The 13,967-nt window shown below is 44.4% G+C and carries 12 protein-coding genes and 3 pseudogenes; 8 read left to right on the top strand and 7 right to left on the bottom strand.

Annotation, left to right across the window (positions count from 1 at the left end):
* Positions 1–2 precede the first annotated feature (2 nt).
* The 6 genes from OZ401_RS15150 (at position 3) to OZ401_RS15125 (ending at position 7,187) form a co-directional block, all read left to right on the top strand.
* Positions 3–710 (top strand): chemotaxis protein CheW, encoded by a 708-nt coding sequence (locus OZ401_RS15150; protein WP_341471304.1) that lies wholly within the window; start codon positions 3–5, stop codon positions 708–710.
* Positions 707–1,075, top strand: coding sequence for an Hpt domain-containing protein (locus OZ401_RS15145; protein WP_341471303.1), 369 nt, complete (start codon positions 707–709; stop codon positions 1,073–1,075). Before OZ401_RS15150 ends, OZ401_RS15145 begins: the two co-directional genes overlap by 4 nt.
* Entirely contained in the window at positions 1,062–3,857 is a 2,796-nt protein-coding gene (locus OZ401_RS15140) for a hybrid sensor histidine kinase/response regulator (protein ID WP_341471302.1), read from the top strand. Before OZ401_RS15145 ends, OZ401_RS15140 begins: the two co-directional genes overlap by 14 nt.
* Before the next feature lie 64 nt (positions 3,858–3,921).
* Entirely contained in the window at positions 3,922–4,329 is a 408-nt protein-coding gene (locus OZ401_RS15135) for a response regulator (protein ID WP_341471301.1), read from the top strand.
* Positions 4,330–4,365: 36 nt separating this feature from the next.
* Positions 4,366–5,484 (top strand): chemotaxis-specific protein-glutamate methyltransferase CheB, encoded by a 1,119-nt coding sequence (cheB, locus tag OZ401_RS15130; RefSeq protein WP_341471300.1) that lies wholly within the window; start codon positions 4,366–4,368, stop codon positions 5,482–5,484.
* A complete protein-coding gene (locus tag OZ401_RS15125; protein ID WP_341471299.1) occupies positions 5,481–7,187 on the top strand; it encodes a CheR family methyltransferase in 1,707 nt (568 codons plus the stop codon). Before cheB ends, OZ401_RS15125 begins: the two co-directional genes overlap by 4 nt.
* 8 nt (positions 7,188–7,195) lie before the next feature.
* On the opposite strand, the gene OZ401_RS15120 is transcribed toward OZ401_RS15125, so the two are convergent.
* A complete protein-coding gene (locus OZ401_RS15120) occupies positions 7,196–7,465 on the bottom strand; it encodes a hypothetical protein (RefSeq protein ID WP_341471298.1) in 270 nt (89 codons plus the stop codon).
* Positions 7,466–7,970: 505 nt separating this feature from the next.
* Between OZ401_RS15120 and OZ401_RS25805 the strand changes: the two are divergent.
* Positions 7,971–9,135: pseudogene (locus OZ401_RS25805) on the top strand (IS256 family transposase).
* Between the two features lie 18 nt (positions 9,136–9,153).
* Here the strand turns inward: OZ401_RS25805 and OZ401_RS15110 are convergent.
* Together OZ401_RS15110 and OZ401_RS15105 are read right to left on the bottom strand one after the other, a co-directional pair.
* Positions 9,154–9,438 carry a transposase gene (locus OZ401_RS15110; protein ID WP_425607632.1) on the bottom strand — a complete coding sequence of 95 codons (285 nt, stop codon included), beginning with the start codon at positions 9,436–9,438 and terminating at the stop codon, positions 9,154–9,156.
* Between the two features lie 84 nt (positions 9,439–9,522).
* Positions 9,523–9,821, bottom strand: a pseudogene (locus OZ401_RS15105) (transposase); the annotation flags it as partial.
* 27 nt (positions 9,822–9,848) lie between these two features.
* On the opposite strand from OZ401_RS15105, the pseudogene OZ401_RS15100 reads away from it, so the two are divergent.
* Positions 9,849–10,190 (top strand): annotated as a pseudogene (locus OZ401_RS15100) (transposase); the annotation flags it as partial.
* 219 nt (positions 10,191–10,409) lie between these two features.
* Here OZ401_RS15100 and OZ401_RS15095 read toward each other — a convergent pair.
* The 4 genes from OZ401_RS15095 to der form a co-directional block, all read right to left on the bottom strand.
* Positions 10,410–10,913 carry a DnaJ family domain-containing protein gene (locus OZ401_RS15095; RefSeq protein ID WP_341471296.1) on the bottom strand — a complete coding sequence of 168 codons (504 nt, stop codon included), beginning with the start codon at positions 10,911–10,913 and terminating at the stop codon, positions 10,410–10,412.
* 179 nt (positions 10,914–11,092) lie between these two features.
* Positions 11,093–11,623 carry a gamma carbonic anhydrase family protein gene (locus OZ401_RS15090; RefSeq protein ID WP_341471295.1) on the bottom strand — a complete coding sequence of 177 codons (531 nt, stop codon included), beginning with the start codon at positions 11,621–11,623 and terminating at the stop codon, positions 11,093–11,095.
* A gap of 15 nt (positions 11,624–11,638) precedes the next feature.
* Entirely contained in the window at positions 11,639–12,307 is a 669-nt protein-coding gene (gene plsY / locus OZ401_RS15085) for a glycerol-3-phosphate 1-O-acyltransferase PlsY (RefSeq protein WP_341471294.1), read from the bottom strand.
* A gap of 19 nt (positions 12,308–12,326) precedes the next feature.
* Positions 12,327–13,694, bottom strand: a complete 1,368-nt coding sequence (der, locus tag OZ401_RS15080) for a ribosome biogenesis GTPase Der (protein WP_341471293.1) — start codon at positions 13,692–13,694, stop codon at positions 12,327–12,329.
* Positions 13,695–13,967 lie beyond the last annotated feature (273 nt).

The following is a 13,967-nucleotide window of genomic DNA, read 5'->3' as shown; positions in this document are numbered from 1 at the left end:
GCTTGCCTCCTGACTTTTCTTCTTTTTCCAAAGGGCTAACTGAGCTAATGCTCAAAGGCGCTGCCCTAACTGGCAAACCGAATACGCTCAAGCAGGTTTCCCTTATGCTTGGTTATGCCGGAAATCAACCGGTGGCGTTGCTCATGAGCCAGATTTATAACATTATTGTTTCTGGTATTCAGGTGTTACACTCACCACAACCCAATGATGAAACTCTATGGGCTGAAGTAGCATATCAGGACAGTAAATTGCCAGTGTTAGAATTAGCGCGTCTGTTAAAATTACCACTCGTGGAAACGCTTGATCGTTCTCGTATCTTGGTTAGTGGTACATCCAGAGCAGGTGACAAGATTTTACAACCCTTCGGTATTGCGTTGGATGACCTACTTACAATCCAAACCTTCCGTCTGTCCGATATTCATACGCTACCCGACTGGGTAGCCCCTGCGCTCAAAGGTATTTTGATGGGAATGGTGCTGGTGGATCATGAGTTGCTGCTCTCGGAAGATGAACCATTACTAGATTCTGGAATATTACAGCCGGTTAACTTGATAAGCTCAATTGAGAATAAGGCTATTGTGTCCGGCAAACCGGAATTAGAGGGGGCAAATGTGGGTAGAAATAACATTGCTACCGATACCCGCCGCCCGATAGCCTTGATTAATCTAGCTACCATAAAAGATATTATTTATTCAGGCAAGTTGCAATGAGTGTACCACCAACAAGTTTGAAATGGGTGCTTCGTTTCAAGCAGGAAGCAGCAGCGCATTTGCAACTGCTTGAGCAGGGCTTGCGCCAAGTGCAGCCTAACATACCATCCCAACCTGTCGAAAATACTGACCAACTTACTGCGCTCAATCCTGAATTGCGGGAATTTTTCCGTTTGGGGCATACTATTAAAGGCTCAGCGGCAATGGTGGGGTTGCAAGAAATTGCCGATAAAGCCGAGCGGCTGGAAAATAGCCTGCACAAAGTTTTTAAAAGACCCAATCTTTTCTCAGAATTGAAGAGACAAAGACTCCTTGCTCTAGTAGCAGAACTGACACGGGAAGTGGACGAAATTGGAAAGGGATAGATTTCTACCAAAGTTCAAAGAAGAAGCCGATAAGCAACTTCTGCAAATAAGCCAGCAATTGGTTGACCTTGAACGAGATTCGCAGAACCTGGGATTGATTAATTCCATTTTCAGAGCGGCGCACACGCTTAAAGGTAACGCCAGAATGTTGAATATTATTCCGGTCAGCAATTTGGCGCACGACATGGAAACTATTTTCGGTGATATGCGTGATGGCAAATTATCTATGCGCCCGGAAATAACCGATCTGCTGTTTGAAGCGTTGGACATTTTGCAAAGCTGTGTAGACGCTTCGGTTACTTCGGGCGCAACCATGCCGGATATAACTTCAATAACCAATAAACTGAAAGTACTCTTTAAAGCGCCTCCAGCGGTTAGCACTACTCAATCACACAATGAAAGATTCTCCGAAGAAGCGCAAACGCAACTCCTAAAAATCAGCCAGTTGCTGGTTGAAATGGAACGTACGCCCGGCAATGGCGCGATTTTGCAAGAGATATTCCGGTTAGCACATACCTTGAAGGGTAACGCCGCGATGCTTGGGTATCATAGCATCAAGAGGGTAGCCCACGAACTTGAAGAAATCTTTGCTGCTGCACGCGATAATGGCTTGAAGCTACAGTCCGATATGCTCGATACTATCTTTGAGGGATTAGAATACATCGAGCATGCGGTATCTAATTCACCTTCCGATGAGAATACCAGCGAGTTAGTTCAGAAATTACACAGCTTGCTTGGTAACACGCATGAGATAGAGATAGAAGTACCTCCCGCTATTTCCGTTCAGAAAAATCCACCTCAATTGACAAATCGCCTCGAAGCGCAAACTTTAGCGGTGCATGTCAACAAGCTGGACGACCTAATGAACATTTCCAGCGAATTTGTACTGAGTAAAATGGAAGCAATGTCGGTACTGGATAAATTGCGGCAGATTATGGATTTGTTAAGGCGCAAGCAACGCTCTGGACCGTTATCGCGCGCGCTTATTACAAATAACCGCGACCCCTCCGAGATTGCAACCCTTTTTGAATTGCGCGATGAACTGTTCGATGTTAAGGAAATTGATACTCTCCTAGAAGGACTTTTGCGCTCCACCTTTAGAGTTTACGAGGAACATGCCAATCACCTGCAAAATACAGTAGATGAACTAGAGCGCAATGTTCTGAGTATTCGGATGCTACCAATCGGCACGTTATTTGAGGAATTCCGCCCCTTTGTACGTAATTTGGCGCGCTCTTTGGGGCGTGGCAACCCTACGCTAACCGTAATGGGCGGTGAAATTGAAGTTGATAAGAAAGTACTGGAAGATATTCGCGACCCGATATTACACCTACTCAGAAACGCGCTTGATCACGGGATAGAATTTCCAGAACAGCGGCTTGCGGCGGGAAAACCAGAAGAAGGTCGCCTGACAATGGAAGCGGCTCAGGAAGGGAGCTTTGTAACGATAAGAATCTCGGATGATGGCAACGGTATAAATCTGGATAGAGTCAGGGAACGTGTCATAATGAAAGGCTTGGTTTCGGAAAACCGGGCGCGCAGCATGTCCAAAGAAGAGTTGATCACAATGATCTACGAACCCGGTTTTAGCACCAGCGCAATAATTACCGATGTCAGCGGGCGTGGCGTAGGGATGGATGTAGTTAAGAAGAACGTGGAGCGGTTGGGTGGTCAGGTTTCAATAATAAGCGAAGAAACAAAAGGCACCACCTTTAACCTGAAAGTACCTTTGACAATTGCCACCAGTCGCGCTTTGCTGGTTAAGGTTGATTCACAGGTTTATGCTATTCCTGCCCCCAATATCGAGTCGATGCTTTATCTTGCGCCGGAAGATATCTTAACCAGAGCCGGACGAGATGTAGTAATGCACCGGAATATACTGGTTCCGATTATACGCTTGAGCGAATTATTGGGGGAATTTGCCAACGCCAAACATCCTGTTTTCCAATGGCAACTAGCTGCTATGCAACGAAACCGGAATGAAACTACAGGAAAGGGTTTAGCGGTTAAGGGTAGCTATAGCACAGGTATCTCAAGTTCGAAAGAGGCTATTACCGATACGCTAAGCGGGTTGACACTGGCTGACCCTACCGCGAGTACCCGTATTAGGATGATGAATACGGAAAGCGAGCGCCGGAATCCAGCACGGTTTAATTTTGAGCGGATGCCAGCCGTTGTAGTTGGTTCAAGCGAACGCCATTTCTGCTTGTTGGTCGACTCCCTCGAAGATGAGGTTGAGATCGTAATAAAGAGTCTAGGAAAGTTGTTAAAAGTTCCGCATGTCAATAGTGCTACTATTCTAGGTGACGGTAAAGTGGTAATGATTCTAGATGTTCCAAATCTGGTTTCAACTGCCCGTGTAAAAATAACCACTACCCGCAGCAGCTTGAGGTTAAAAGAGGAAAAACCGCGTCAGAAGCGTATTCTGGTAGTGGACGATAGCATTACTACCCGCGAACTGGAAAAGAGTATTCTTGAGGCAAATGGCTATCTGGTGGATATTGCCGATGATGGTACTCGCGCTCTTGAGGTTCTATTGGTCGATAACCGCTACGATCTTGTAATATCTGATATTGAGATGCCCCATATGAATGGATTTGAGCTAACCACTAGTATAAAATCAAATTCTAAACTCCGTCATTTACCTGTTATAATTGTATCTTCACTGAATAATGAAGAACAAAAACGTAAGGGTATTGCAGTTGGTGCGCAGGCTTATATTACAAAAAGCGATTTTAATCAGAATAGTTTACTTAATACAATTGAATATTTGACAGATTAAAGTATTCAAATTTTGCTATAATTACAGATATTTGTGCGTGTCTCATTATCTTAGGAGATCATTGATGCCAAAACGAAAAATACTGGTAGTGGATGACAGCACTCTGGTAGCAGAAGCGGTGAAAGCTAAGCTAGAGGCAAATAACTATGAGGTGCAACTGGCTTTCAGCGGTGAAGAAGCCCTTGATAAAGTTGGCGCCGAAATTCCTGATCTAATGATTCTGGACGTATATATGCCGGGTATAGATGGTTTTGAGGTGTGCCGTCGCCTTCGCGAAAAGCCAGAAACTCAATCCTTGCCCATTGTTATGCTAAGTTCGCGGGGCAATATCAAAGAGAAACTGGCAGGTTTCAGAGTAGGCGCTGACGATTATCTGGTGAAAGAATTTGACCTTTTAGATTTACCTTACCGCGTTAAGCTGGTTTTCCGCTTGCGTGGGCTTGAAGAAGAAGAGGGAAAGCCCGCCAATTAATTTTAGCAATTTTAACAATTACTCCTCGGCTTCCTGATGAATATAATTAAAGTTCTTGTAGTCGAAGATTCTGACATGGTAGCTGAAATACTTATTCAGGCACTGGAGAGTGACCGGTATATTAAAGTTGCCGGGCGGGCTGCCAACGGTCGGGAGGCGCTTGAGTTACTGCCCCGCTTAAATCCCGATCTTATTACGATGGATGTCTGGATGCCTGTTATGGATGGTTTTCAGACGGTCGAGCGGATTATGGCGACTAATCCAACCCCTATTCTGGTGGTTACCTCTACCAATCTTAAGGAAGATGTGCAATTATCTTTGCGCATGATGGCGGCTGGCGCGCTGGATGTCATTGAAAAGCCCGTGATGAGTGGTTGGGATATGTGGACGCGCCAGAAAAAAGAGCTGATTGCAAAAGCTCGGTTATTGGCAGGAATAAAAACCTATATCAAGTCTTCTCCGATGCAATCTGAATCTAAACTTGCAGAAACCACACCTGCCTATGTGACAACTAACACTGAACCGATTCAACTTGACTTTCATTCTAATAAAGCGCTTGTTTATGAAGATTATCAATATCAGCTTATCGCCATCGCTTGTAGTACCGGCGGACCTAGCGCCCTGTTGAAAATATTGACAGACCTTCCTTCTGATTTACCTATTCCATTTATTGTGGTTCAACATATTTCAGAAGGATTTACTCGTGGTCTAGTGGAATGGCTTAATCGTGAGGTTCCGCTTGAAGTGCGAGTAGCAAAGGATGGCGAATTACTAGAACCGGGTGTGGTTTTGTTTTCCCCTGACCGCTATAATATTAAGGTTACACAAGATAGGCGAGTCTCCCTTATTGCGGTTGGCAAGGTAATATTGTGTCCAAATGCCGATATACTAATGCAATCGGTTGCAGAAAACTATGGCAACCGCGCGATTGGCGTAGTATTAACCGGAATGGGTGATGATGGTGCAAAAGGTCTTTCCGCTATGCACGCTGCGGGAGCCTGTACCCTAGCGCAGGATGCGGTAACTTCCCTGATCTACGGGATGCCGAAAGCTGCTTTTGAAGCGGGTGCAGTAAGCGAGGTTTTGCCGCTTGAGTCTATTGCGCCACGGTTAAATGTTCTCAGTAAGCAGTTATTACGGAGAACAATACTATGACCGATTCTAGCGCTAGCGGCGATGAATTTAACCTAGATGATTTTAACCTGCTTTCCTCAATACTTCAAAGCAAGTTTGGATTGTATTTTGATACCTCCAAATTCCCCACTCTAAAGAGCGCCGTAAAAGAGAGGTTCAAGGAAATCAAGCCTAAGAACATTGCTGCTTATATTGAGCTTATTGCCGCAGCCGAGGCGAGTTACTCCTTTCCTATTGACAGCGAGATTCGAACATTCGGTGAATCTAAACAAGCGCTTAACTCAGCTACTCGGGAATCGCATTGTTTGGTTGAGTTACTTACGGTAAACGAGACGAAATTTTTCAGGAATAAAGAACATTTTAGGGCAATACGTGAGAAAGTTTTGCCTGAACTTATTGAAAGCCGGGCAAGCGAGAAAAAACTGAGGATATGGAGTTCTGGTTGCTCGACCGGGCAAGAGCCGTATTCGATAGCAATGCTTGTTACCGAAGCTATTACCGAGATTCAGAACCGAAAAGGTACAAAAGAGAATTGGGAAGTTCAAATAATTGCTTCCGATATTAGTGAAAAAGCCCTGAACATTGCAGCAGAAGGTCGTTATCGCAATGATGATATTAGTCAGATAGAGCGCACGCTGGTTGATAAGTATTTTTTTGCGCCTACCCATGAACGTGTTGCGACTGCTCCTTTGGAATTGGAGCAATTTTCAGGGTATGGTCGCGCCCCGCATGCGCGTGGCAAGAGTCGCGCCACATATCTCATAAAACCAGAGATTAAAGCGGCAGTGACATTTTACTATTTCAACCTTGCCTCAGATAATTATCCGGTCGATCTGTTTTCTAATTTTGATTTAGTGATATGCGAAAATGTAACTATTTATTTTTCACAGGAAATTACTCGTCGGGTTATCGATAATATTTATCGAGCTATGAACGAGGCTAGTTATCTTTTCATAGGTTATAGCGAAACACTCTGGCAAATTTCTGATAAATTCAAACTGATCAATAATTTTGACACTTTCTATTACCGTAAACCAACCGCCCTAGAAGATCAGGCTCAAACTCTAAAGTATAGTTCGCGTATTACTGCACCGTTGCCACCGGATATTGCAAAAACTAGCGCTGCGCAATCTACCAAACCCCCACCAAGAGTCGATACTGCTCCTTTGCAAACCGGACAACCTATAGCAGCAACACCTCCCCCTCTTAGCTTTGGTGCGGATAGTAACTGGCAGGCGCTTCTGAAAGATGGTTTGACGAGGATGGCAAAGCATGAGTTTACAGAAGCGGGTCGTTATTTGGAAAAAGCGGTATATTATTCAAATGGAAACTTAGAGTCATTGATAGCGCTAGCGCGATTAAAGGCTAAAATTTCAAATTATACGGAAGCAGAAGAATTATGCCGACGTGCTATTTCAGCAGACCCACTCTGTGAAGAGGCTCACCTGATTTTAGGGCTGATTATGTACCGCAAGGGAAATCTAGCGGAAAGTATTTTTGAATTCCAGCAAGTAATTTATATAGATATTGAGTCTGTTCCGGCACATATGTATCTTGGAGATATCTATCGCAATGCCGGACAAACCGCCGCCGCCATTCGTGAGTATCGCCATGCGCTGTCAGCCTTGCGAAAATATGCTTCGGAAGATATGATCGAAGACCTTCCCGTAAGCATCCTCAAGCAATCCTGTGAGCAAAACTTATCAGTATTAAACCGCGCCTAATTCATCATTTAAATTACAGGGTGCAGGCGGAATAATTTGATAAATAAAGTTGTGGTTACTCTATATAAATACAACATTCCATCGATTAGATCGCGCCGCGCCCATTTCGGTTTGCGTCGGATTGGGCAGAGTGGTGGTAAATGCGGCAATATGATTTGCCACGCAGTTTCGGTCAAATTGCTTGTGTAGGCTTTTTTGTTAGTGCTGTCATAGCCAAAGTTTATCCATTTGCTCTTTTTTTTCAACTGCAGTGCTTTGTTTTTTGTTTGCTTCTCCATTTAAAACAGATTCTAATGCGGACTAGCAATCAAGGTAACAATATAGATAGTCATCTTTACGCAGCCATAAACACTATAATTTGTGCAGTTTGCGCATACTATAAAAAAGGGGCACGTAAATAGAACATATATTCTATTTGTTATTGGAAGCGTCGTATCTACAACAACTTGAGTCGCTGGTTTCACAACACTTTCGATAAGGTATCTACATTTTAATTACTCCGACAAACTGCTAGAGCTTGAAGAAAAACCTGGTTGTAATTAAAGATAGCTCCAGGCAGCGGTCTGTCGCTCGACAACTTTGAGCGAAAACAAGTTTCACCCAAAATTGCCGGAAGTATAAAAGAAAGGGATTTCACCGGACTGGCTTTTGAGAGTGTAAAATAGTGTGTGTAAAAGGAAAAAGCTGATGGTAAGATAGCCGAAAATAAAAACAGCTATTAAGGAGAAAACCAGTGGCGGCTAACAACAAACCAGCAAATCCAGCAATTTGCCATCAGTAGAAGTGGTCCAGCAAGAACTGGACAAGGCTAGCTCCATCGAAGATTTCTTTGGTCGGGAAGGGATCTTCGCCAAACTGTTCGCTCGCACCCTGGAGCAAATGCTCGAGGCGGAACTGACCGACCATCTGGGTTATGAGAAATATGAGGCTAAAGGTCGTAATAGTGGTAATAGCCGAAACGGCAAAGTTACTCGCCAGCTAAATTCCTCAGCCGGTAGCACCACCATCCAGGTGCCAAGGGATCGCAATGGCGAGTTCGAACCCACCCTACTCAAAAAGTACGGTCATAACACCAACGAACTGGAAGAAAAGATCCTGGGTCTGTATGGCAAAGGGCTCTCTACCCGAGACTTGCAGGAGACTTTACAGGATCTGTATGGGGTGGAAATCTCGCCCGCTACCATCAGCGCCATGATTTGGCCGATGGTAGAAGCCTGGCAGAACCGGCCACTGGCAGCTATTTACCCGATCATCTATCTGGACGCCATCTTTGTGAAAATGCGCCGGGAAGGCAAAGTCGAGAATATGGCAGTTTACAATGTGTTGGGGGTCGATCTGGAAGGGCGGCGCGATATTCTGGGTCATTGGGGAAGGAGCTAAATTCTGGCTGGGAGTGATCAGTGCTCTGAAAGGGCGTGGGGTCGAGGATATTTTTATCGCTTGCGTGGACGGGCTAAGCGGTTTCAGTGAGGCGATCCAGGCGGTCTTTCCCTACGCCCAGGTTCAGCGCTGCATTATTCATCAAATCCGCACCAGCCTGCTCTATGTGGTCTGGAAGGATCAGAAAGCCTTTATGGCTGACTTGAAAACGGTTTACAAGGCGGCTACTCGGGAAGAAGCCGAACTCAACCTGCTAAATCTGACCGATAAATGAGGTGGGAAGTATGCCATTGCGGTAAAGAGCTGGGAGAACAATTGGGCGGAGCTGTCCACCTATCCACCTGATATCCGGCGGCTGATCTACACCACGAATTCCGTCGAGGGCTACCATCGCCAATTGGGTAAAGTGATCAAAACCAAGGGGGCTTTTCCCTCCGCGGAGTCTGTCCGGAAGTTATTTTACCTGGCAAATTGTGATATTACCAGCGATTGGACCATGCCGATACCTAATTGGGCGTGTATTTTGAACCAGCTTTCGATCTGTTTTAAGCAAAGAGTAACTATTTGAATTCGCAGTCAATTCCATTTACACAGCACTATTGACATACCCGTTTAACTGGCGAGTAACTTTGCCGTTTCGGCTATTACCACTATTACGACCTTTAGCCTCATATTTCTCATAACCCAGATGGTCGGTCAGTTCCGCCTCCAGCATTTGCTCCAGGGTGCGAGCGAACAGTTTGGCGAAAATCCCCTCCCGACCGAAGAAATCTTCGATGGAGCTAGCCTTGTCCAGTTCTTGCTGAACCACTTCTACTGATGGCAAGTTGATCGGTTTTGCTGGATTAGCTGGTTTGTTGTTAGCCGCCACTGGTTTTCTCCTTAATAGCTGTTTTTATTTTCGGCTATCTTACCATCAGCTTTTTCCTTTTACACACACTATTTTACACTTTCTCACCTTGCACATTAACCTCACCGGAAATTCCTGCTTGTGCTCATAAATGAACTGAAACTTCACTTTTGGTTCTGCGTGAAGATGGCTATGGCTTTTTTTAAGATATCCCTTTCCATCCGCAGTCGTTCATTCTCCATTCGCAGCCGACGGAGTTCTTCTTCAGCCTCAGTTTGGTGACCTTTACTAGGAAAAGCTTGCGCCCCTTTTTCAGCCAATATTTTACGCCAATGGTAAAGTACACTGTCCGATACCCCTAATTCTCTAGCGATTTGTACCGCTGTTTTACCGCTGGTTTCCATTAACCGCACGCTTCTCGCTTAAAAGAGCCAGCCTTGAGCCATCTAAAAACAGTTATAGAAGCAGATGCTACTTTAGCGCAAGCATATGGTTTGATCCAGGCATTCGGTAAAATGATACAGGAGCGAAAGGCTGAAAAATTAGCTGAATGGTTAGTACAGGCTGAAGAAAGTGGCATAACAGAATTACAAAGTTTCGGGGGTGGGATCAAACGGGATGAAGCGGCGGTAAGGGCAGGGCTAAGCGAAATATGGAGCCAAGGAGTGGTGGAAGGAAAAGTAAATAAGCTGAAAATGATCAAACGCAAACTTTATGGGAAAGCAAGCTTTGATTTGTTGAAGCTCATAGTTTTAGGGGCGGAAATGGCTTAGCCAGTTTGACCACCGCTGTCTGCCTTTTGATCTTTTACCACCAAATTTTACGCAGGTCCCGATCCTTCTTAATTATTAATCGAATACCGTTGCCTTGCCAATAGGCATTTTACGCGAAGGCGGGAGGTCACTTACCAGAAACGAGAAAAAGTGTATCAGTACAAAAGTAGTGATAAAAGACAATAAAAAAACCCCATAATGGGGTAAACATCATTTTATTTAAAGAAGGGGAATAGCAGGACAAGCAAGGTCAAATTGCCTGATAAGTTCATCCACAATCATAATCTTTTTCTGCAAACTTACTACCGGGCAGATCGAGTTAAATCGCTCAATCTTTGAATTCAATTCTCTAATTTTCTCGGCATGCGCGCGTAGAAAATGCTGGTGTGAGGAATGTAACCGTCGCATATCTCTCGCAAAATATTGGATAGGACCAGATTTTATATCAGCAAGCCGTCGCCTTAGCCACCTCAGATGTTCTAATCGATCACGATAAGTTCTTTCCAAATCGTTCTCGAGTTCCTTGTCCATTTCAATCCAAGGTGGGCTATAACCTCCATTTTCAAGAACTTTAAACGCCATTCGCCATTCATCAGCTAAATAAGGATTTTGATCCTCAATGCGCTGCGGCATTCCTTGCCCGGCTAAATTAACAAACTTGCCTTGTTCTTGAGCCTCACGTATAAGTCGCTCAATATAAATTTCGTGATTTGAAAGACCCATAGTCCCTTACTCCTGTGTTACATGACCCGTAGCGTAACTTACTTGCAGCAACACTGGCGCAAACTACAAACAAATTTGGTCTGAGAAGAATACAAACTAAGAGAGACTAATACTGCTATTTAATTATACTATAAGTGTGAATTAATCAAGGTATATTTCAAAATATAAAGAATTAATGATTAGAAAATTTTATCAATACCTTTGGCTAAATATGTATCTCTTAAATGTGTATATTCTTTCCAATTTTCTTCCACTTGTTTTCGGCTTTGCCCACTCAACTCTTTCTTAACCTGTGCCGGAATTCCGGCAGCCAGATTCCATGCCGGTATTTTTGAACCAATTGTCACGACCGAATTTGCGGCTACCATCGCGCCTTCACCCACCACAGCTTTACTTAGCACGGTAGCATTCATGCCAATAACCGCATTTTTCTCAATAATACAGCCTTCCAGCACCGCGCTATGCCCAATAGTTACACAAGCGCCAATGGTTGTGGGAGGGTCGTCATCGTTGGTATGTACCACCGTGTTATCCTGAATATTCGCATTCTCTCCGATGATAATGCGGTTATTATCAGCACGTAACACTACCCCAAACCAGATACTCGCCCCGTTTTCAATTACTACATCTCCGATTAAAGTAGCGTTTGGGGCAATAAAAACATTTTCGCCTATTTGTGGGCGATTGCCATTGTACTCGATTAACCACATACTCAGACCTCTTTATTAATGGGTTGGATTCTGTTCAGAAGATGGTTTTACTTTCGAGGCTTTATCTCCAAGCTTACGTTCGGTGCCGTTGAGCAATCTGGTAATATTATCACGGTGCATTACTATAACCAGCAAGGCTGAAACAATGGAAAAACCTAAATAACGTGGATCCAAATTGATCGCAAATATTGCTACTACTGTAAATACAACGGTGAAAACTGAGCCTACAATCGAACCTAAAGATACATAACGGGTAATAACGATTGTAGGAAAGGTGACAAAGAATGTCAATATCCAGATAAACGGAGAGACTACCAGCAACTCACCTACACCTACAGCCACACCACGCCCACCCTTGAACCCGATCCATATCGGGAAGTCATGTCCTAACATGCATGCAAAAGCCGCCAACATGCGAACCCATGGCAGCCAGTTGTCGGGGGCATCGGTGAAATACAACACTGGTAGCCACACAGCAATTCCACCTTTGAGGGCATCGATGAGGAAAACAGACAGTGAGATTTTCCAACCAAGCGTTCGCAAGGTATTGGTTGCGCCGGTTTTGCCACTGCCAAACTGACGCACATCAATATTCTTCAGCCATCTGCCTAATATTAAGCCAGTGGGAATAGAACCAAGCAGGTATCCCACCAGCAAAAAGAGCAAAAAGAGCAGCCAATCCATAATGCTCTAACCTGCGGCGTTAATCATCTGATTCGTCGCGACCACGGAATATCATTTTAAGAGGAGTACCTTCAAAACCAAAGGCTTCGCGAATCTTGTTTTCAAGATAGCGTTGGTATGAAAAATGCACCTGTTTTGCGTCATTCACCGAAAACACAAATGTTGGTGGATCGACTTCCACTTGTGTTACATATAGCAACTTCAGCCATTTTCCCGGCTTAGTAGCAGGACTATGCGCCGCTATTGCATCTCGCATCACCTTATTCAGGGTAGCGGTAGGGATACGTTTATGGCGTTCTTCTGCCACTGTAAGGGCAGCATCCAGAACTTTGTTGACACGTTGCCCAAATTTTGCGCTGATAAAAATCATCGGGACATACGACATGAAATCCAGTTGTTCACGTATCTTAGTGACATACTGGTTCATGGTAGTGTTATCCTTCTCAACTTTATCCCACTTGTTCACTACCAGCACGATACCCTTACTTTCCTCAAGGGCATAACCGGCGATATGGGCATCCTGAGCGGTAATTCCTTCACTAGCATCGACCACCAACAGCACCACGTTAGAGCGGTTAATGGCGCGAAGAGTTCGCATCACACTCCATTTCTCTACACCGATGTCTATGCGACCCGGACGACGGATACCGGCGGTATCAATCAAGGTTACTGTTTTGTCGCCAACTATAATCTCAGTATCAATGGCATCGCGAGTTGTACCCGGCACGTCCGAAACTATAACCCGCTCTTGCCCTAGCAAAGAATTGAGCAAGCGGCTTTTTCCAACATTCGGGCGACCGATTATCGCAATTCTAATTTGAGCTTGTTCGATAGTTTCAGGTATTGGAGGTAGGTTTTCGGTAATCGCATCCAGCAAATCTCCGGTATTAGTGCCATGATAGCTACTAATCGGAATGGGGTCGCCCAGTCCAAGTTCATAAAATTCGACTGAATTTTGGCGACGCTCTTCGCTATCGGCGCGGTTAGCAGCGAGAAGCACCGGCTTTTTAGTTCTTCTAAGGATATCGGCAATGTCCCGGTCAGTTGAGGTTAAACCGGTTTTTGCATCTACCATAAAAACAATAACATCGGCTTCTTCAATTGCCACAGTTGCTTGAGCGCGGGTCTGACGTGCTATTTCTCGAATAGAGTCTACCCCTTTGTTTTCACTTTCCTTCTTTTGCTCATCCTCGGATTCAAATTCGAGACCGCCAGTATCAATCAAAGTGAAATAACGCCCATTCCACTCACCGTCACCGTAGAGTCGGTCACGGGTAGTACCGGGTAAATCCTCAACAATTGCCAATTTCTCGCCAATTACGCGGTTAAAAAAAGTAGATTTGCCCACATTGGGACGACCAACAATGGCAACGAGTGGTTTTGTCATTCTAGCTATTCTGCCACATGTGAATTTTTCGATAATGTTCGTTAAAATACGCCGTTTTTAGTACGGCTTATTATGCCTTTAGCAAAAAGTAAAGTCAAGTCAGCTAGAAACAATGTCTATATTGTCTTCGGGGGTGTGTAGGCTTAATAACTTCAAGATTGTGACCAATGATAGCATTTTGAGCAGTTATTTATACAAGTAGCACTCAATGTATATTCGATTATTTCTAAATAGTGTGCAACAGGCAAAACCTCGGCTTCACCAATATTTAGT

The sequence above is a fragment of the Candidatus Chlorohelix allophototropha genome, assembly GCF_030389965.1.
Taxonomy (GTDB): Bacteria; Chloroflexota; Chloroflexia; order Chloroheliales; family Chloroheliaceae; genus Chlorohelix; species Chlorohelix allophototropha.
This window is presented reverse-complemented; position numbering and strand designations above follow the sequence as displayed.

Bases quoted from the DNA above. Each gene is read 5' to 3' on its own strand.
- OZ401_RS15145 (WP_341471303.1), top strand. From the start codon at position 707: ATGAGTGTACCACCAACAAGTTTGAAATGGGTGCTTCGTTTCAAGCAG.
- OZ401_RS15135 (WP_341471301.1), top strand. From the start codon at position 3,922: ATGCCAAAACGAAAAATACTGGTAGTGGATGACAGCACTCTGGTAGCA.
- cheB (WP_341471300.1), top strand. From the start codon at position 4,366: ATGAATATAATTAAAGTTCTTGTAGTCGAAGATTCTGACATGGTAGCT.
- OZ401_RS15125 (WP_341471299.1), top strand. From the start codon at position 5,481: ATGACCGATTCTAGCGCTAGCGGCGATGAATTTAACCTAGATGATTTT.
- OZ401_RS15120 (WP_341471298.1), bottom strand. From the start codon at position 7,465: ATGGAGAAGCAAACAAAAAACAAAGCACTGCAGTTGAAAAAAAAGAGC.
- OZ401_RS15095 (WP_341471296.1), bottom strand. From the start codon at position 10,913: ATGGGTCTTTCAAATCACGAAATTTATATTGAGCGACTTATACGTGAG.
- OZ401_RS15090 (WP_341471295.1), bottom strand. From the start codon at position 11,623: ATGTGGTTAATCGAGTACAATGGCAATCGCCCACAAATAGGCGAAAAT.
- plsY (WP_341471294.1), bottom strand. From the start codon at position 12,307: ATGGATTGGCTGCTCTTTTTGCTCTTTTTGCTGGTGGGATACCTGCTT.
- der (WP_341471293.1), bottom strand. From the start codon at position 13,694: ATGACAAAACCACTCGTTGCCATTGTTGGTCGTCCCAATGTGGGCAAA.